Below are 18126 nucleotides of genomic sequence, written 5' to 3'. Positions count from 1 at the left end.
GGCTCGTGAGCCTGAACTGTGATAGTTTGCACCAATGGATGGATCGCACCCCGTCAAACTGTTCCGGCACGGCCAGAACCAGGCCGTGGACATCCCCGCAGAACTCGAACTGCCGGGCGATGAGGCGGTCATGCGACGCGAGGGGGGCCGGCTGATCATTGAGCCCGCGTCGAAGTCGGGTTCGGTTCGCCGGCTCCTTGACGTGCTGGCGACGCTGGCGCCGGTCGAGGAGCGTCTTGAGCCATTGATCGATTTACCGCCCAGGCCGGTTCGTCTTTGATCTACATGCTGGACACCAATGCTGTGTCGGATCTGATGTACGATCCGGCGGGCATGGTGGCCCAGCGTCTGGCGTTGATCGAATCGGAAGACGTTTGCATCAGTCTGGTCGTACTGGCTGAATTGCGCTTCGGCATCGCCAAAGCGGGTTCAGCCCGGCTGGCCGCGCAACTGGAGACCGTCCTGAATGGGCTGCTCGTTCAGCCATGGGATGTACCCGCCGATCGGATCTATGCCGATATCCGGACGCGCATGGAGCGAACGGGCGCTGTGATCGGCGGCAACGACCTCCTCATCGCCGCCCATGCCCTGACGCTGGACTGCGTGCTGGTCACCGACAACGAACGTGAGTTCGCGCGTGTGCCGGGTCTGCGCGTCGAGAACTGGCTTCGTACGGACTGAAAGCCGCTGCTCTCTTGACAGGGCGGCCCTGCGTCGCCATCTGGCCGGTTCTGGTCACGATGCTTTAGTGCGCGAGGTCGAGAAGGCGGCGGCGAAGTCCGGCGCGCCTTTCCTGGCCGCAAATGCGCCCCTCGCCGAAGCTCGGGTCCGTGGTCGCAGGCGTCTGACGCCCTGATCCGTATTGCGGGTCCGGAGCAGATACCGGCCTCAGCGAAGTCGGCGCCGATCAGGCGTTCGACGCCTCTGCCTTCACACGACTGAAGGCAGAGCGTGAGGTCTTGCGACGCGCGATCAGGACCGGGACGATCTGGAGAGTTTCAGCAGGCGGCGGGGGCGGTTCGTAACGAACTTTCGTCCCGTGCGTTCTGTTTTGGAACAGATGTTGCATTTTTGCCAAGGGGCCGGCGGCCCCGTCCGCAGCGGAGACGAGACCTTTCATGAGCGATACGCAGGAACCGCCTGAAGCCACCACCGACGGGCCCTTGCTCGACCTGACCGATGCGGGCGTCAAACGCTTCATCAAACAGGCCAAGGCGCGCGGCTATGTCACGATGGAGGAGCTGAACAAGGTCCTGCCGTCCGAGGAAGTCACGCCCGACGCCATCGAGGACACCCTGGCGATGCTGTCCGAGATGGGCGTCAACGTCGTCGAGGCCGAGGAGGACGCCGCCGAGACCACCGGCGGCGAGGTCGCCGAGCGCGCCGAGACCCAGATATCGGATGAGAACGCCAAGCCGACCTATGATCGCACCGACGACCCGGTGCGCATGTATCTGCGCGAAATGGGCTCGGTCGAACTGCTGAGCCGCGAGGGCGAGATCGCTATCGCCAAGCGGATCGAGGCCGGGCGCGACGCCATGATCTCGGGCCTGTGCGAAAGCGCCCTGACGTTCGAGGCCATCATGGTGTGGCGCGACGAACTGGCCAACAACCGCATCCTGCTGCGCGAGGTCATCGACCTGGACGCCACCTATGGCGTGATCAATCCGTCGTCCCTGCCGCACAACCAGCCGCAGGCCCCGATCCCCGGCCAGCCTGTTCCTCCCCCGCCGGAGCCGGAAGAAGGCGCCGAGCCCAAGGCCGAGACCGACGACGAGGAGGACGAGGATTTCGACGACGGCGGCGGCATGTCGATCTCGGCGCTGGAAGCCGAACTGCGCGACGGCGTGATGGAGACCCTGGACGCCATCGCCGGCGACTTCGACGCCTTCCGCAAGCTGCAGGAAAAACTGGTCGAGACCCGGCTGAAGGGCGAGGATCTCGCCGCCAAGGACCGCAAGGCCTATGAGACCCTGTCAGCCGGCATTTCGGACCGGCTGAAGACTGTCAAGCTGAACAACAACCGTATCGAGGCCCTGGTCGAGCAACTGTATGCGATCAACAAGCGGCTGATCGGTCTGGAAGGCCGGCTGCTGCGCCTGGCCGACAGCTACGGCATCTCGCGACCCGAGTTCCTGAAGGCCTATTTCGGCAAGGAGCTGGACCCCAACTGGTCCGACACCGTCAAGGAAATGGGCGTCCGCTGGACCAAGTTCAGCGACAATGAAGCGACCCAGATCGCCCGCATCCGCTCCGACGTCGCCGCCGTGGCGACCGAGGCCGGCCTGCCGATCGACGACTATCGCCGCATCGTCCAGACCGTCCAGAAGGGCGAGCGCGAGGCCCGTCAGGCCAAGAAGGAAATGGTCGAGGCCAACCTGCGCCTGGTCATCTCCATCGCCAAGAAATACACGAACCGCGGCCTGCAGTTCCTGGACCTGATCCAGGAGGGCAACATCGGCCTGATGAAGGCGGTCGACAAGTTCGAGTACCGCCGCGGCTACAAATTCTCGACCTATGCCACCTGGTGGATTCGTCAGGCGATCACCCGCTCGATCGCCGACCAGGCGCGGACCATCCGCATCCCGGTGCATATGATCGAGACGATCAACAAGATCGTCCGCACCAGCCGCCAGATGCTGCACGAGATCGGCCGCGAGCCGACCCCGGAGGAACTGGCCGAAAAGCTGGCCATGCCGCTGGAGAAGGTGCGCAAGGTCCTGAAGATCGCCAAGGAGCCGATCAGCCTCGAGACCCCGATCGGCGACGAGGAAGACAGCCACCTGGGCGACTTCATCGAGGACAAGAACGCCATCCTGCCGATCGACGCGGCCATCCAGTCCAACCTGCGCGAGACCACCACCCGCGTGCTGGCCTCGCTGACGCCGCGGGAGGAGCGGGTCCTGCGCATGCGCTTCGGCATCGGCATGAACACGGATCACACCCTGGAAGAGGTCGGCCAGCAGTTCTCGGTGACCCGCGAACGGATCCGCCAGATCGAGGCCAAGGCTCTGCGCAAGCTGAAGCATCCGTCCCGGTCGCGGAAGCTGCGCAGCTTCCTGGACAGCTGAGACGAAAAGGGGCGGCTCCGATGGAGCCGCCCCTCTTGCTTGCCCGGCGTCCGGTTACCAGTCAGGTGATGTTCATGACGATCCGGCCCTCGATCTGGCCCTTGTGCATCCGGCTGAAGATGTCGTTGATGTTCTCGATGGGCTCCACTGCCACGGTGGACCGCACCTTGCCGTCAGCGGCGAAGTCCAGCGCTTCCTGAAGGTCCAGCCGGGTGCCGACGATCGAGCCGCGCACGGTGGTGCCGTTCAGCACCATGTCGAAGATCGATAGCGGGAAATCCCCGGCCGGAAGGCCGTTCAGGGCCACAGTCGCGCCCCGGCAGGTCATGCCGAGCGCCTGTTCAAAGGCGCGGGGCGACACGGCCGTGACCAGGACGCCCTGGGCGCCGCCGTCGGTCTGAAGCTTGATCTCGGCGGCGGGGTCGGGACTGGTCCTGGCGTTGACCGTGACAGTCGCACCCAGTCGCCGGGCGAAGTCGAGCTTGGCGTCGTCGATGTCGACGGCGGCCACATTCAGCCCCATGGCGAGGGCGTACTGGACCGCCAGATGGCCCAGGCCGCCGATGCCCGAGATCACCACCCAGTCGCCCGGTTTGGTGTCGGTCATCTTCAGCCCCTTGTAGACCGTGACCCCGGCGCAGAGCACCGGCGCGATCTCGTTGAAGCTGATGTTGGCGGGCAGGTGGCCGACGAAGTTCGGGTCGGCCACGACATATTCCGCGAAGCTGCCGTTGACGGAATAGCCGGTGTTCTGCTGCTCGTGGCACAGGGTCTCCCAGCCGCCGAGACAGTGTTTGCAATGGCCGCAGGTGGAATAGAGCCACGGCACCCCGACGCGGTCGCCTTCCTTCACATGGGTGACGCCGGCGCCGACGCCGGAGACATAGCCGACGCCTTCATGGCCGGGGATGAAGGGCGGGTTGGGCTTGACCGGCCAGTCGCCCTCGGCGGCGTGCAGATCGGTGTGGCAGACGCCGGTGGCCTCGATCCGGACCTGGATCTGGCCGGGGCCGGGCGTGGGGATGGGGGCGTCCTCGATCACCAGCGGCCTGCCGAACTCACGGACGACGGCGGCTTTCATGGTCCTGGCCATTGACGGCTCCTTTGATCGACGCGGTGAGGCGTCGTGCAGGGGTGGGACGGGGGGAAGAAGAGGGAGAGGCGGCCGATGGCGGCCCGCCTCTCCAGTCAGCTCTCGGGGAGGGTCGAGAGTGGGGTCAGACTGGGCGGCGCAAGGCCGCCCGTCGTTGATGCAGATCAGAAGAAGCCCAGTTTGTCGGGGCTGTAGCTGACCAGCAGGTTCTTCGTCTGCTGGTAGTGGTCCAGCATCATCCGGTGGTTTTCGCGGCCGATGCCGGACTTCTTGTAGCCGCCAAAGGCCGCGTGGGCCGGATAGGCGTGGTAACAGTTGGTCCAGACGCGGCCGGCCTCGATGCCACGCCCGGCGCGATAGGCGGTGTTCATGTCGCGTGTCCAGACGCCGGCGCCGAGGCCGTATTCGGTGTCGTTGGCGATCTCGATGGCCTCCTCGAAGGTCTTGAAGGTGGTCACCGACAGGACCGGGCCGAAGATCTCCTCCTGGAAGACCCGCATGTCGTTCGTGCCCTTGAAGATGGTCGGCCTGACGTAATAGCCGCCGGCCAGATCGCCCTCGAGCGCCGGCTGGTCGCCGCCGGTCAGGACCTCGGCGCCTTCGGCGCGGCCGATGTCGAGGTAGGAGAGGATCTTCTTCAGCTGGACGTTGGAGGCCTGGGCGCCGACCATGGTGGCCGGGTCCAGCGGGTCGCCGGCGACGATGGCCTCGACCCGGGCGATCGCCTTCGCGATGAAGGCGTCATAGATGTCCTCGTGGATCAGGGCCCGGCTGGGGCAGGTGCAGACCTCGCCCTGGTTGAGGGCGAACATGGCGAAGCCCTCCAGCGCCTTGTCGAGGAAGGCGTCGTCGTGATCCATCACATCCTTGAAGAAGATATTGGGCGACTTGCCGCCCAGCTCCAGCGTGACCGGGATGATGTTCTGCGTGGCGTATTCCATGATCTTCTGGCCGACGGCGGTCGAGCCGGTGAAGGCGATCTTGGCGATGCGGGGGTTGGTGGCCAGGGGCTCGCCGACCTCGAGGCCCGTGCCCGAGACGATGTTAAGCACGCCGGCAGGAATCAGGTCCTGGATCAGTTCCATGACCAGAAGGATCGAGGCCGGGGTCTGTTCGGCCGGTTTCATCACGATGCAGTTGCCGGCGGCCAGGGCCGGAGCGATCTTCCAGGCGGCCATCAGGATCGGGAAGTTCCACGGGATGATCTGGCCGACCACGCCCAGGGGCTCATGGAAATGATAGGCGACCGTGTCGTTGTCGAGCTGTGAAATCCCGCCTTCCTGGGCGCGGATACAGCCGGCGAAATAGCGGAAATGGTCGATGGCCAGAGGGATGTCGGCGGCCAGGGTCTCGCGGACCGGCTTGCCGTTCTCCCAGGTCTCGGCCTCGGCGATGGCCTGCAGGTTCTGCTCCATGCGGTCGGCGATGCGATTGAGCATGATGGCGCGTTCGGTGACGCTGGTGCGGCCCCAGGCGGCCTTCGCGGCATGGGCGGCGTCCAGCGCCAGCTCCACATCGGCGGCGTCGGACCGGGCGACCTCGCACAGCACCCGACCGTTCACCGGGGAGGTGTTCTCGAAATAGCGACCGCCGACGGGGGCGATCCATTCGCCGCCGATGAAGTTGTCGTACCGGGCCTTGAACTTCGGCGTTACGCTGCGGATGAACTCGGGCTTGGTCATCAGTGTCTCCGTTTGTTTCCTGGCGCGCCCCGGTCGGGCGTCGTCGTTGACGGAGAAGGTCGTATCGGCGGGCAGGGCGCGCCAGTGGAGCGGCGCATGGTGCGGCGCACACCTGTCGCAAGGTTGCGACACCTGTCTGTCCTCCCCTGTCGGCGAAGCCGATGGGGAGGTGGCAGCGAGCCTCTTCGCGAGCTGACGGAGGGGGCGACCGGGTCTGGCCGAGCGAGCACCGACAACCCTCGCTGCTGACGGCAGGGTCGCCCCCTCCGTCACGGCGCTAAAGGCGCGCCGCGCCACCTCCCCATTCGCTGCGCGAACAGGGAGGACAACTCAGGTCAGTGGCCCAACAGCCCCAGCCGGTTCAGCTTGCGATGCAGGGTGGCGCGGCTGACGCCCAGGGCCCGGGCGGCCGCAGAGACATTGCCGCCGCTTAACGCGAGGGCCCGGCGGACGGCGCCGCGTTCGGCTTCCATAAGGTCGGTCTCGACCGCCCCGGGGGCCAGAACCTCGGACGCCGCCAACTGGCCGGCGATCCGTTCGTCGGTGATCGACAGGGCGAGCCGCGCCGCCCGGGTCGCGCCGACGACCAGATCATGCCGGTCCACAGCCAGAAGGGCGGCCGTATTCCGCTCGGCCGCCTCGCCCGCCAGGACGATGCGGGCCTCGGAAAAATGCTGGCGAAAGGTCTGGGCCTCGATGGCGCGGGCGGCATCGGCCACGGCGGCGGCGATCAGGCGCAGCACTCCGCCGGTCGCATCGGCCCGGCAGGACGAGACGTCCAGCAGGCCCGCCAGCCGGCCGTGCGGATCGTGGATCGGGTGGCTGGTGCAGGCCATGGCCGTGTTGCGGACGTGGAAATGCTGGTCCCGGTCGATGGTGACGGGGCGGTGCTCGGCCAGGGCGGTGCCGATGCCGTTGGTGCCCTCGGCGGCCTCGGACCAGTCGGCGCCCGGCCACAGGCCCCAGCGGCGAAAGGTCTCGTCATCGGCCGGGGCGCCGCGCCGTTCGACCGCCACCCCCTCGGCGTTGCACAGCAGGACGCAGCAACCCGTATCGCCGACAGCGAGGAACAGCCGGTCCAGCACCGGCTGGGCCGCGCGGGTCATGGGCTCCATCGCCTGACGGGCCTGACGCAGCTGTTCGTCGGTCAGGGTGGCGATCTCGCCCCGATCCTCGGGGTCCAGACCATGCAGGGTCAGGGAGCGGCGCCAGGACGCGGCCACGGCTGAACGGGCCGCGTCGCCGCCGTCATCCAGCATGCGGCGCACCCGGTCGCTGTGGTCCATATCCGCCCTGTCGCCCACGCTTCGCTCCGGGGTTCTGTCTTGCGACCAGTGAAGACCCCGATTGGCGACGGTGTAAAGTCGGGCGTCGGGCCTCAGCTGGCGAACACCACCTCGAAGCCGCCCCACATCATGCGTTTGCCGTCGAAGGGCATGTCCATCTCCTGCCAGGCCTGGTCGGTCTCCATGGTGGCGAAACAGGCCTCGGCCGTCGCCTTGTCGGGCCATTTGATCCAGGAGAAGACGACGACTTCGCCCTCTTCCAGCTTCACGGCCAGGTCGAAGCCGGTCACCTTGCCGGGCGGAACGTCGACGCCCCAGGTCTCGACCTGTTCAAGGGCGCCGTACTTCTGGAACACGGGCCAGCTCTTTTCGGCGGACGCGATATAGCGGTCCCTGTCGGCGGATTTCACGGGGGTGAGGAAGCCGGAAACGTAGGTCATGGGCGTTCTCCAGTGGTTGTGGTGATTAGTGATTAGTGATTAGTGAGTAGTGAGTAGTGAGTAGTTAGTAGTGATTATTGAATATGAGTGTTCTGGCGGGTTTTTCGGTTAGGGCCGACATTAACGAGGCAAACAGTGGCGTCCTATCGGTCATTCATCAATGCTCACTACTCACCAATCACTATTCACCAATCACTTTTCATCGCTCAATCCGCCTTCGCCAGACGTCCGGCGGTTTCGGCCAGTTGATCGGCCGCTGCGCCCCATCCGGACTCAAAGCCCATGTCGCGGTGCGTCCGCATGGCCGTCTCGTCCCAGTGACGGGCGCGGGCGGTGTAGAGGGTGCCGTCGCCATCGGCCTCGAAGGTGTCGATGCGGACAAAATTCATCTCTCCGGCCTGGGGCATCCAGCCTTCGGTCATGGCGCCTGTGGTGACCAGTTTGCGACCGGTCTCTACCTCGAGCACGACGCCACGATAGGCGTGGGTCTCGCCCTCGGGCGATCGCATCACGACGTCCGCGCGCCCGCCGGGCCGCAGGTCATAGTCCACCGAAGACGTCGTCCAGGGGCGGGGTGTGAACCACTCGGTCGCATGGTCGACAAAGGCGCGCCACACCACCTCCGGTGCGGCCGGGATGCGGCGGGTGACGCTGAGTTCGAACATCGGCTCCATCAGGCGACGCCTTCTCAGTTCGAAGCTTCGGCGCCGGGGGCTTCCGGACCCTCAGCGACAGCGGAAGGGTCCATCCAGACGTTCTCCCAGATGTGGCCGTCGGGGTCGGTGTAGCTACGGCCGTACATGAAGCCATGGTCCTGCTTCGGGGTGGGGTCGGGCCTGCCGCCGGCGGCAGCCGCCTTGTCGACGAAGTCGTCGACCGCGAGCCTGTCCTCGCGCGTCAGGCACAGGAAGACCTGGGCGCCCTTGTGCGCGTCAAGGATCGGGACATCGCCGAAGGTGGCCCATTTGGCGTGGGTCAGCAGCATCACATAGATGGTGTCCGACAGGACCATGCAGGCGGCGGTGTCGTCCGAGAACTGCGGGTTCTTCACCCCGCCGACGGCTTCATAGAAGGCGACCGATCGCTGAAGATCGGTAACGGGCAGGTTGATGAAGATCATCTGAGGCATCGTTTTCCTGACTTCGTTCGGGCGTTGCGCTCGGCTCGCGTTCCCGCCTGCGGGGGAATGACGAGCCCTGCAGCTTGAGCGAGGGATGGGGGCCGTTCGGCAGCTTTGTGGGCCGCTGACATTGCGAACGGTGGCGCCGTGACTTACATGAGTCAACTATGAAGTTAGAAAAAGTAACCAGAAAATCAGGCAAGCGCTATCATGACGCCTGTGGCGCAGCCCATGGTCTGGATCTGGTGGGCGAGCGCTGGGCCCTGCTGGTCGTGCGCGAACTGATGTTTGGCCCGCGCCGGTTCGGCGATCTGAAGGGCGACCTGTGCGGCATCTCGGCCAATGTCCTGACCCAGAGGCTGGAGGGGCTGGAGGCCTCGGGCGTGGTGCGCAGGAAGAAGCTGCCGCCGCCCGCCTCTGTCCAGGTCTATGAGCTGACCGACTGGGGGTATGAGGCGCAGCCGGTGTTCGAAGTGCTGGGGCGCTGGGCCGCGCGCTCGCCCCAGCACGACCCCACCCTGCCGATCAGCGCCGTGTCGGTGATGATGTCGCTCAGGACGATGTTTGACGCGGACGCCTGGGCGGCGGCGGGGCGCCCGCCGATGATGGTCGGCCTTGTCTTCGGCGAACAGGCGTTCCGGACCCGGATTGCGGCCGGGGAACTGACCAGTGTGCGGGTGACGGACGCGGCGGCGCTGTCGAACTGCGACGTGGTCTTCGCCGGCGCGACTGTGGCCCTGCCGCAGTTCGTCTATGGCAAGAGGCCGCTGACGGAGATGGAGACGGAAGGCAGTCTGGCCGTCACCGGCGACCGGTCGGCGGCGAAGCGGTTCCAGACCTGGTTCGCCCTGCCGGAGAAGGCCGACGTCCGGGGCTGAAGCCGCCTTGCAGCCGGACGGTCGACAGTCGAGGCGCGACACGGCATGTTGACGGAACGTTGTTTCCGGAACGGGGGTGGTGATGATCGGCCTGGGCCATGTGAAGACCCGGATGGGTCAGTATGGGGCGCTCTGGCTCACCGTCTTTCTGCTGACGGGGGCGGCGATCGGGATCGGAACGATGCTTGACGACCTGATCGTCGTGATCGACCGGGTCCTGCCAGTGTCGCTGGCGGTGTGCGGGCTTGCCGCAGGCGCGGGTGTCGTGGCCACAATGGCCTCGCGCGAGACGCCGGCGACGAAGATGCTTGTCACCCTGCTGGCGGTGCTGCTGCTCTTGCCCCTGTTGTGGTCCGGGGTCTCTGCCTCGGTGACTGCGGCCTTCATCGCGGACCGGTCGATCGAGTATTCGACGGTCTATGCCGCCTTCCAGATCCGGGTCAGCGAGGTGATCTTCCCCGTCGCATCGGTCCTGTTCGGAACCTCGTTCCAGACCGTCTGGGCCCTGTTCCAGGGCGTGGCGACGGTGGTTGGCTTCGTCTCGACCGTGCTGACCCTGTGGCCGCGGGTGCAGCGTCTGTTGGGTCCGGAACCGGAGCCCGGGACCTGATCAGGCCAGCATGTCCAGCAGGGTTCCGGTCATTTCGTCGGCCGTGCGCAGGACGGCGACATTGGCCGTCAGTCCGGTTTCGGCGGTCATCCGCTCGACCACTTCACCGGCCAGATCATCCAGCGGCGCGCGGGCGGTGCGGAAGGCCGACGCCTCGAAACGTGACGTCGCCGAGGCGATCCCCGATATGGCGCTGGCGTAGGCGGAGATCGACATGGCGCCAGTGTAGGCGCGGCCGGTGAATCCGGCGTCATCGAACGATGTTAACGGCCCGGCTTGACCGGCGGGGTCGTGGAGGCGACGGTTCCGGAATGACCCACGACCTTGCGCCCGGCGAACGCTACCCCAGCTTCGCCGCCTTCTATCCCTACTATGTGCACGAGCATTCCAACCGGACGTGCCGGCGGATCCATGTGGTGGGGACGGGGCTGGTGATCCTGGCCTTTGCGGCGTTTCTGATCACGCAGAATGCGTGGTGGCTGCTGGCCATGCCGCTGGTCGGCTATGGCTTCGCCTGGGTCGGGCATTTCTTTTTTGAGAAGAACCGGCCGGCGACGTTCAAATATCCGCTGTGGAGCCTGATGGGCGACTTCCGCCTGTTCTTCGAGACGGTCAGCGGCAAGCGGAAGTGGTGACTGGCGATCGGTGCCTAGTGATTGGTGCCCGGATCTCCGAAAATCATCGGGGCCCGGCGCAGGCTCACGATCATTCGCTACTCACTACTCACTACTCACCAATCACTGCCCCGCGCCGATATTGTCGGCCGAGGCCATCTGCATCCGCGCCTCGGCGGGGCGGGCAGTCCAGGCCGGGGGGCATCCGTCGAAACGGCCCGCGTCGGCGATGGTCAGGGTGCGCATGTTCAGACGCATGGCCGGGGTCATCGAGCTGCGGCCATGACCGGTGTAGAGGTCGACCTTGGCGCCCTTGATCGCGCCGCCGGTGTCGGAGGCGTACCAGTAGCCGTCGTGGGTCGTGCCGTCGGCGAGGCGCAGGCCGACCGTCTCGCGGATGAACAGCCGGGTGCGGCGGGGGATGACGCGGGGATCGACCGCGACCGTGCGCATCGGAATCGGACGACAACCGAGGCTGTCGTTGCCCGTCGCTCCGCCGCCGCCGGCGTGATAGAGACGGGCCGAGGCGCGCCAGTCGGGATCGCCGCTCATCAGATCGGCCTGTTCGTCGCTGAGCGCTGCGGCCTCTGAAGCCGCATTGTCGGAACCGTCTGCCGTCACCGGAGTTTCCCCATTCGACGCCTCAGCCGCGACAACGGCGGTGTAGGCGACCGGCTCGCCAGAGGCGGGCAGCGGGAACGCGCCCAGCGTCGAAACGCAGAAGGCGGCGAGGGCGACAGCGACAACGCGCATCAGGCGGACTCATGGAGACGCCGGTCGGGAGGCTGTCCGGCGTCTTCTCCATCGTTTGCAGCTATGGCGACAATGTGGCGTGACACATTGGCGACAGCACTGTCGCGGCTTGTCCACAGATCAACCCCGACGCTATGAATGGCCAGAGTTTACGCCATGGCATCGTCAATGATACGTTTATCAATATAAGGGTGGATCAAACACTTAGACTGGCTGTGATGCTGACTGTCTTCGGAGATATTCGTTCGGGTAACTGCTTGAAGGTCAAGTGGCTGCTGGAATGGCTCAAGCGTGATTATCGCTGGGTTGATGTAGACATCATGGGCGGCGGCAGCCGTACCCCGGAATTTCTCAATCGAAACAGCGCCGGGCAGGTCCCAACCGTTTTGCTCAAGGATGGCCGGCCGCTGGCGCAGTCGAACGCCATCCTGTTGCATCTGGGGGAGGGGACCGCGCTGATTCCGGTCGACGCCTACGACCGCGCAAAGATGCTGGAGTGGATGTTCTGGGAGCAATACAGCCACGAACCCTATGTCGCCGTGGCCCGGTTCCAGCGCGTCTATGCCGGCAAATCGGCCGAAGAGGTCGAGGACCGGGTCATTGAGCGCGGCCGGGCGGCGCTGGACCGGCTGGAGGCTGAACTGACCGGCCGGGACTGGCTGGCGGGCGAGGCGGTCAGCCTGGCCGACCTGGCCCTGGTCGCCTATTCGCGCGTGGCGCATGAGGGCGGATTTGACCTGACGCCCCTGCCGGCCTTGCGCGCCTGGATTCAGCGGGTGGAGACGGCGTTCGGTATCCGCTAAGCGGGGGTCAGATTTTCCTTCCACCGGATTCCGTCATGAAGCGCACCGTCATCGCCGCCGTCGCCGCCCTGGCGCTCGCCGCCCCCGCCGTACAGGTCGCGGCCTGGGGCAGCACCGGCCACCGGCTGATCGGGGTGGCGGCCATGCGAGCCTTGCCGGACGATCTTCCCGCCTTCCTGCGTACCCCCGCTGCGGCCGCCGAGGTCGGCGAGCTGTCGCGCGAGCCGGATCGGTGGAAGGGCGGCGGCCAGCCGCATGACCGCGAACGCGACACGGCCCATTTCGTCGACATGGACGACGAGGGGCGGATCATGAACGACAAGGGGATGTCGATCGACGCCCTGCCGCGGCTGAAGTCGGAATATGACGCCGCGCTGCTGACCGCCGGGATCGACGTCGATGACGCCGGCTATCTGCCCTATGCGATCATGGACGGCTGGCAGCAGCTGGTGCGCGACCTGGCCTATGTGCGTGTGCTGACGGCACAGGCGGGGCGCGAGACCGATCCGGGCAGGAAGGCCTGGTATCTGGCCGACCTGAAGCGGCGCGAGGCCCTGACGCTGCGCGACATCGGCGTCCTGTCCCACTATGTCGGCGACGGCTCCCAGCCGCACCACACCTCGATCCACTACAATGGCTGGGGCGACTATCCGAACCCGGAAGGCTTCACCAATTCGCGCCAGACCCACGGCCTGTTCGAGGGCGCCTTCACCAGCCGGTCGGCCAGTCTGCAGTCGGTCGAGGCCGGGATGGCGGCCCCGTCCCTGGGCGAATTCGACCTGAAGCGCCGCACGGTCGCCTATCTGAAGACCACCCTGGGCGAGGTCATCCCCTTCTACCGGCTGGAGAAGGCCGGCGGGTTCGGGGAAGTCGGCGGTCAGCCCGATCCGCGCGGCGCAGCCTTCGTCACCACCCGGCTGTCGGCGGGGGCCGCCGAGGTCCGCGATCTGGTCATCCTGGCCTGGCGCGCCTCGGCCGAGGCCTCCATCGGCTGGCCCGCCGTCAAGACGGCCGAGGTCGAGGCCGGGACGGTCGATCCCTGGCTGTCCATGATCGGCGAGGACTGATCCCGCCGATGGCCGTGGAGGCTGAGGTTCTGCTGGCGCGGGCCCGGATGGCGCGCGCCGCCGGACGGTCGGCCGAGGCGGCGGAGGCCTATGCCGCCCTGCTGGCGGTGCGCCCGGACCTGCCCGACACCTGGTTCAACCTGGCCCTGATGCAGCGCGGGGCCGGGCGGCCGCTGGAGGCGCTGGAGTCCTATGCCGAGGCGCTGCGCCGCCGGGTGTCCGGCCCGGAAGAGGCGCATCTGAACCGGGCCGTCATCCTGTCGGACGATCTGGGGCGGCCGGACGAGGCGGAGACGGAACTAAAAACTGCCCTGATCCTCAGACCCGACTATCTGCCGGCCCTGCTGAACCTGGGCAATCTGTATGAGGATCGCGGGGACCGGGCGGGGGCGCTGACGACCTATGCGCAGGCCCTGAAGATCGCGCGCCCCGGCGAGACGGCCCTGCCTCTGGCGCGGCTGGCCAATGCGACGAAGTTCACGACCGCCGACGACCCGTTGATCGCCCGGCTGCGGGCGGCGATGACGGGGACGGGGATGGCCGCCGACGACCGGGCCGAGCTCGGCTTCGCCCTGGGGCGGGCGCTGGACGAGGCGGGGGCCTATGAGGCCGCCTTCGACGCCTATGCCGGCGCCAATGGCGCCAGTCGGGCCGCAACCGGCGCCCGGTATGACCGGGAGGCGCAGGACGGGTTCGTGGCGCGGTCGATCGCGGCCTTTGACCGGGCCGAAGTCGGGACGAAGACGACGGGCGAAGCGGGGACTATGAAACCCCCCGTCTTCATCCTCGGCATGTTCCGCTCGGGCTCGACCCTGGTGGAGCGGATGCTGGCGGCGCACAGCGGCGTCGTCTCGGGCGGCGAACTGGCCCTGCTGCCGATTCTGGCGGCGGGGATCGACCCCTATCCCGAGGCGGCGGCGACGGCGGACGAGGCGACTTTGGCCGGGTGGCGGGCAGCCTATCTCGCCGGCGTCCGGACGGCGCGGGGCGAGACCGGTCTGGTCACCGACAAACGACCCGACAACTTCCTGCATGTCGGCCTGATCAAGCGGCTGTTTCCCGGGGCGCGGATCATCCACACGGTCCGGGATGCGCGCGACGTCTGCCTGTCCAACTGGTTCCTGCATCTGGACCCGTCGATGGCCTGGGCGCTGGATCTGGAGGAGGCCGCCCACTGGCTGAAGGCGCACGACCGGCTGACGGACCACTGGAAGGCGCTGTATCCCGACATCCTGACCGTCCGCTATGACGATCTGGTCGCCGACTTCGAGGCGCAGGCCCGCCGCATCCTCGACCATTGCGGTCTGGACTGGGAGCCGGGCGTGCTCGACTTCCACGCCGCCGGGGGCGCCGTCAGGACGGCCAGCGTCTGGCAGATCCGCGAGCCGGTCTATGGCCGGTCGTCGGGCCGCTGGCGGAACTACGTGGGGCGGATCGGGGCGTTGATCGAGGCATTGAAATGAACCCGCCCATCGTCATCCTCGACCGGTCGCAGATGGCCGAGAACATCGGCGCGGTGGCGCGGGTGATGGCCAATTTCGGGCTCGACAAGCTGCGTCTGGTCAGCCCGCGCGACGGCTGGCCGCAGGACCGGGCCTGGCCCCTGGCGTCCGGCGCCGACTGGGTGCTGGACGCGGTTCAGGTGTTCGACAGCGTGGCGGAGGCCGTCGCTGACCTGAACATCGTCTTCGCCGCCACGGCCCGGCCGCGCGAGACGCGCCAGCCGGTGCGGACGCCGCGCGAGGCGGCGCGGGCGCTGTACGACGACGCGGCCTCGGGCCTGGGCGTCGGCCTGTTGTTCGGCTCGGAGCGGGCCGGGCTGGAGACGACCGACATCGCCCTGTGCCAGGGCATTGTCACCATCCCCATCGATCCGCGCCACCAGTCGCTGAACCTGGCCCAGGCCGTGGCGATCAACGCCTATGAGTGGCGGACGCTGGTGCTGGACGCCCCGCCGCCGAACTTCCGCGAGGGCGACCCGCCGGCCTCGGGCGCCCTGTTGCTGGGACTGTATGAGCATCTGGAGCGCGAGCTGGATGCGGCCGGCTTCTTCCATCCGCCCGAGAAGTTCCGCTCCATGAGCCAGAACCTGCGCGTCATGCTGGGTCGGGCGCACCTGTCCGAACAGGAAGTCGCCACCCTGCGCGGCGTGGTGACGGCCCTGTCGAAGGGGCGGGGGCGGGTGCTGGAAAGATTGGCGCGGGAGCGCAAACCCGACACATAGTCCGTCATTCCGGGGCCGAGCGCAGCGAGGAACCCGGAACCCAGGAGATTAAACCGGCTCTCCGAAGACATCGACCTCATCGCTCTCGCCCTCCTGGGTTCCGGGTTCCGCTTCGCGGCCCCGGAATGACGGAATTGGTGGGGGGATTGAGTATGGCGACGACGCATGGTGATCTCTGCACCATGCGCGATCCCGACAGCATCATCGCCGTCTATATTGTGGCCAGCCAGCGCAACGGCACGACCTACACCGGCATGACCTCGAACCTGATCCAGCGGGCGTGGGAGCATCGGACGGGGATCGGAAGAGGGTTCGCGGCCGAGAATGGGTGCCAAAGGTTGGTGTGGTTCGAACCGCACGAACGGATCACCACCGCGATCGCGCGCGAAAAGTCGATCAAGAAATGGCGTCGGGCCTGGAAGCTGGCGCTGATCGAGAAGGACAATCCACAGTGGCTGGATCTCGGGTCGCAGTGGTTCGATCCGCCCGAGCCAGGGCAGCGATGACGTCAAGACCACACTCACGCGCCCCTGGGTTCCGGGTTCGGCTGCGCCGCCCCGGAATGACGGTCCTATTTTGAAGTTGGTCCTCGTCTCTTCCGTTGCGGCCTGGCGGAGATCGCCGGCTGTTTCGCCTCCTGGGCCTGGATGGCGCTGGTCGAGAAGGCCGCGCCAGACCGCTGGGACCTGATCAGCGGAGCGGTCTGTCTGGTCGGGGCGGCGGTGATCCTGTTCGGACCGAGGGGATAGGCGCCCGTCGCGCAGGTCGCCGGCGACGCAAGGCTCCGGATCGATGTCCGCCATGCGCCTCCTATCGTGCGGCGGCGGCCTCCACGCGCTCGGTGACCGGCCGGACGATCCACTCCATGGCCAGTTCCAGCACAGCCTTGGCCAGGCAGAGCACCAGTATGGTCCAGGTCGGGGCCGAAAGTTCGCTGATGCCCCAGGCTCCGAGCAGCACCGTGATGTGCAGCACGAAGATCCGGCCATAGGGTCGGAACATCTCGCGGGTCGGGGTGGCGGTGCGCCATGCCCCGGCCATGATCCAGTCGCGCACGAAGATGATGGTGTGCAGGACGGCGATGGCGATGACGGCCCACAGAAAGCCGGTCGCGCTCTGGGCGCTCTGGGGGAGGAGCGGTTCGGGACTGGCCGCGGATATCTTGCCGAGGACCACCAGGGTGAAGATGCCATGGCCGAGACAGAAAAAGCCGTAGTGCACGACAAAAAAGCAGCCGATGCCGAGGGGGCCGTTGCCGTTTAACCCGCCGCCACGCTCTCCGCCCCGTGCCGACAGGACGCGCGGCAGGGTCAGGATGCCGATGATGATGTTCTCGAACCAGTAGAGGACCAGGATCTGACCCGCATCCCAGCCAAGAAGGGTCACGCCCCCCAACGGGATAAGGTTGGCGAGAATAATCAGCACGAACCGGTAGCGATCGCGCAGACGCTTGATCCGGGTCATCAGACCTGCGGGTTGGTGCTCTGGCCGGGCTGCGGGCCCGGCTTCTGGCGGGTTCTCCAACTGGGTCACGCGGGTCTCGTCTTCAAATACCCGGACAGAGGAGCCGATTTCGCTCACCGGCGAACCTGACGGGAGATGATTCCGCGCTCAGAGCCGGTCGAAGAATCCCGGCACGGCCTCGGTCGCCGGGCCATAGACGCCCTCGTCGAACAGGGCGCGGCCGGCTGTGGGCTCCAGATTGATCTCCACCGTGCGGGCGCCGGCCAGACGGGCCTGTTCGACGAAGCCGGCGGCGGGATAGACGGCGCCCGAGGTGCCGATGGAGACGAACAGGTCGCAGGCCGACAGGGCGCGGTCGATCCGGTTCATGCCGAGAGGCATCTCGCCGAACCAGACGATGTGCGGGCGCATCCGGCCCTCGGGGTGGTCGGGCGAAGGTTCGTCGGCGGCCATGTCGCCGGGCCAGGGGCTGACCACGCCGGAGCGGGTGCAGCGGGCCTTCAGCAGTTCCCCGTGCATATGGATCAGCTCGAACCCCGGCGCGGGCAGGACCGTCTCGTGCGCCCGGTCGTGCAGGTCGTCGACGTTCTGGGTCACCAGCAGGAAGTCGCCCTCCCACCGCGCGGCCAGTTCGGCCAGGGCCAGATGGGCGGCGTTGGGCTGGACCTCGGACAGCTGTCGGCGGCGCTGGTTGTAGAAGTCCTGCACGAGGGCCGGATTGGCCGCATAGCCCTCGGGCGTCGCCACCTCCTCCACCCGATGGCCGCACCACAGGCCGTCGGAGGCGCGGAAGGTCGGCACCCCGGATTCCGCCGAGATGCCGGCGCCGGTCAGGACGACGAGGTTGCGATGGGTCATGCGCCTCTATTCAAGCGGGACTGTGACGGTTTCTATCGCCGTTTTGCGAGGCGCTGTGGGCGGCTGGCGGCGACCGGGGGGCATGCCGAACGATCCAAAGTGCGAAGGGATGGGTCAAGGCGGTTTCGGCCCGGGCGACGGCTCGCTAGAACGGCATCGACTC

The 18126-nt window shown here is 66.9% G+C and carries 22 protein-coding genes; 12 read left to right on the top strand and 10 right to left on the bottom strand.

The features are described 5' to 3' along the window. Positions 1-34: 34 nt before the first annotated feature. The 3 genes from ACW17W_RS14090 to rpoD all read left to right on the top strand — a co-directional run bounded on the left by ACW17W_RS14090 (position 35) and on the right by rpoD (position 3071). Complete coding sequence (locus ACW17W_RS14090) at positions 35-280, top strand: antitoxin (RefSeq protein ID WP_492077529.1); 246 nt, start codon at positions 35-37, stop codon at positions 278-280. A 5-nt stretch (positions 281-285) separates the two neighbouring features. Then, positions 286-681 (top strand): type II toxin-antitoxin system VapC family toxin, encoded by a 396-nt coding sequence (locus ACW17W_RS14085; protein ID WP_492077528.1) that lies wholly within the window; start codon positions 286-288, stop codon positions 679-681. Between the two features lie 437 nt (positions 682-1118). After that, the gene (gene rpoD, locus ACW17W_RS14080) at positions 1119-3071 is read left to right on the top strand and encodes an RNA polymerase sigma factor RpoD (RefSeq protein WP_492077527.1); all 1953 of its coding nucleotides are present in this window, start codon (positions 1119-1121) and stop codon (positions 3069-3071) included. 61 nt (positions 3072-3132) lie between these two features. On the opposite strand, the gene ACW17W_RS14075 is transcribed toward rpoD, so the two are convergent. From ACW17W_RS14075 to ACW17W_RS14050, 6 genes are all read right to left on the bottom strand, one after another. Further along, the gene (locus ACW17W_RS14075) at positions 3133-4164 is read right to left on the bottom strand and encodes a zinc-dependent alcohol dehydrogenase (protein ID WP_492077526.1); all 1032 of its coding nucleotides are present in this window, start codon (positions 4162-4164) and stop codon (positions 3133-3135) included. A gap of 164 nt (positions 4165-4328) precedes the next feature. Beyond that, complete coding sequence (gene exaC / locus ACW17W_RS14070; protein WP_492077525.1) at positions 4329-5846, bottom strand: acetaldehyde dehydrogenase ExaC; 1518 nt, start codon at positions 5844-5846, stop codon at positions 4329-4331. Positions 5847-6181: 335 nt separating this feature from the next. Next, a complete protein-coding gene (locus ACW17W_RS14065; protein WP_492080324.1) occupies positions 6182-7132 on the bottom strand; it encodes a GAF domain-containing protein in 951 nt (316 codons plus the stop codon). Positions 7133-7224: 92 nt separating this feature from the next. Further along, positions 7225-7572, bottom strand: a complete 348-nt coding sequence (locus ACW17W_RS14060; RefSeq protein WP_492077524.1) for a DUF1428 domain-containing protein — start codon at positions 7570-7572, stop codon at positions 7225-7227. Positions 7573-7778: 206 nt separating this feature from the next. Beyond that, positions 7779-8237 (bottom strand): SRPBCC domain-containing protein, encoded by a 459-nt coding sequence (locus ACW17W_RS14055; protein ID WP_492077523.1) that lies wholly within the window; start codon positions 8235-8237, stop codon positions 7779-7781. 23 nt (positions 8238-8260) lie between these two features. Further along, positions 8261-8701 (bottom strand): VOC family protein, encoded by a 441-nt coding sequence (locus ACW17W_RS14050; protein WP_492077522.1) that lies wholly within the window; start codon positions 8699-8701, stop codon positions 8261-8263. A gap of 158 nt (positions 8702-8859) precedes the next feature. Between ACW17W_RS14050 and ACW17W_RS14045 the strand changes: the two genes are divergently transcribed. Both ACW17W_RS14045 and ACW17W_RS14040 read left to right on the top strand, forming a co-directional pair. Continuing rightward, complete coding sequence (locus ACW17W_RS14045; RefSeq protein WP_492077521.1) at positions 8860-9570, top strand: winged helix-turn-helix transcriptional regulator; 711 nt, start codon at positions 8860-8862, stop codon at positions 9568-9570. Between the two features lie 82 nt (positions 9571-9652). Next, positions 9653-10180 carry a hypothetical protein gene (locus ACW17W_RS14040; protein ID WP_492077520.1) on the top strand — a complete coding sequence of 176 codons (528 nt, stop codon included), beginning with the start codon at positions 9653-9655 and terminating at the stop codon, positions 10178-10180. Here the strand turns inward: ACW17W_RS14040 and ACW17W_RS14035 are convergent, their stop codons facing one another. Next, positions 10181-10396, bottom strand: coding sequence for a flagellar hook protein FlgE (locus ACW17W_RS14035; protein ID WP_492077519.1), 216 nt, complete (start codon positions 10394-10396; stop codon positions 10181-10183). A 95-nt stretch (positions 10397-10491) separates the two neighbouring features. Here ACW17W_RS14035 and ACW17W_RS14030 point away from each other — a divergent pair, with 95 nt between their 5' ends. Then, positions 10492-10815, top strand: a complete 324-nt coding sequence (locus ACW17W_RS14030; RefSeq protein WP_492077518.1) for an Mpo1-like protein — start codon at positions 10492-10494, stop codon at positions 10813-10815. A 102-nt stretch (positions 10816-10917) separates the two neighbouring features. Here ACW17W_RS14030 and ACW17W_RS14025 read toward each other — a convergent pair whose 3' ends face one another. Next, a complete protein-coding gene (locus ACW17W_RS14025; protein ID WP_492077517.1) occupies positions 10918-11547 on the bottom strand; it encodes a 3D domain-containing protein in 630 nt (209 codons plus the stop codon). Positions 11548-11804: 257 nt separating this feature from the next. On the opposite strand from ACW17W_RS14025, the gene ACW17W_RS14020 reads away from it, so the two are divergent. The 6 genes from ACW17W_RS14020 to ACW17W_RS13995 all read left to right on the top strand — a co-directional run bounded on the left by ACW17W_RS14020 (position 11805) and on the right by ACW17W_RS13995 (position 16390). Then, on the top strand, positions 11805-12350 hold the full coding sequence (locus ACW17W_RS14020) for a glutathione S-transferase family protein (RefSeq protein WP_492077516.1): 546 nt from the start codon (positions 11805-11807) through the stop codon (positions 12348-12350). A gap of 35 nt (positions 12351-12385) precedes the next feature. Further along, the gene (locus ACW17W_RS14015) at positions 12386-13417 is read left to right on the top strand and encodes a phospholipase C/P1 nuclease family protein (RefSeq protein ID WP_492077515.1); all 1032 of its coding nucleotides are present in this window, start codon (positions 12386-12388) and stop codon (positions 13415-13417) included. 8 nt (positions 13418-13425) lie between these two features. After that, positions 13426-14880 carry a tetratricopeptide repeat-containing sulfotransferase family protein gene (locus ACW17W_RS14010; RefSeq protein WP_492077514.1) on the top strand — a complete coding sequence of 485 codons (1455 nt, stop codon included), beginning with the start codon at positions 13426-13428 and terminating at the stop codon, positions 14878-14880. Then, complete coding sequence (locus tag ACW17W_RS14005; protein WP_492077513.1) at positions 14877-15641, top strand: RNA methyltransferase; 765 nt, start codon at positions 14877-14879, stop codon at positions 15639-15641. The genes ACW17W_RS14010 and ACW17W_RS14005 overlap by 4 nt, the downstream gene beginning before the upstream one ends. A 152-nt stretch (positions 15642-15793) precedes the next feature. Continuing rightward, positions 15794-16147, top strand: coding sequence for a GIY-YIG nuclease family protein (locus ACW17W_RS14000; protein ID WP_492077512.1), 354 nt, complete (start codon positions 15794-15796; stop codon positions 16145-16147). 141 nt (positions 16148-16288) lie between these two features. After that, the gene (locus ACW17W_RS13995) at positions 16289-16390 is read left to right on the top strand and encodes a hypothetical protein (protein ID WP_492077511.1); all 102 of its coding nucleotides are present in this window, start codon (positions 16289-16291) and stop codon (positions 16388-16390) included. Between the two features lie 61 nt (positions 16391-16451). On the opposite strand, the gene ACW17W_RS13990 is transcribed toward ACW17W_RS13995, so the two are convergent. Then, positions 16452-17174, bottom strand: a complete 723-nt coding sequence (locus ACW17W_RS13990; protein ID WP_492077510.1) for a DUF6498-containing protein — start codon at positions 17172-17174, stop codon at positions 16452-16454. Between the two features lie 78 nt (positions 17175-17252). Continuing rightward, a complete protein-coding gene (locus ACW17W_RS13985; protein WP_492077509.1) occupies positions 17253-17963 on the bottom strand; it encodes an NAD-dependent deacylase in 711 nt (236 codons plus the stop codon). Between the last annotated feature and the right edge of the window lie 163 nt (positions 17964-18126).

Source organism: Brevundimonas sp. FV1ye29L (genome assembly GCF_058681095.1).
This window is presented reverse-complemented; position numbering and strand designations above follow the sequence as displayed.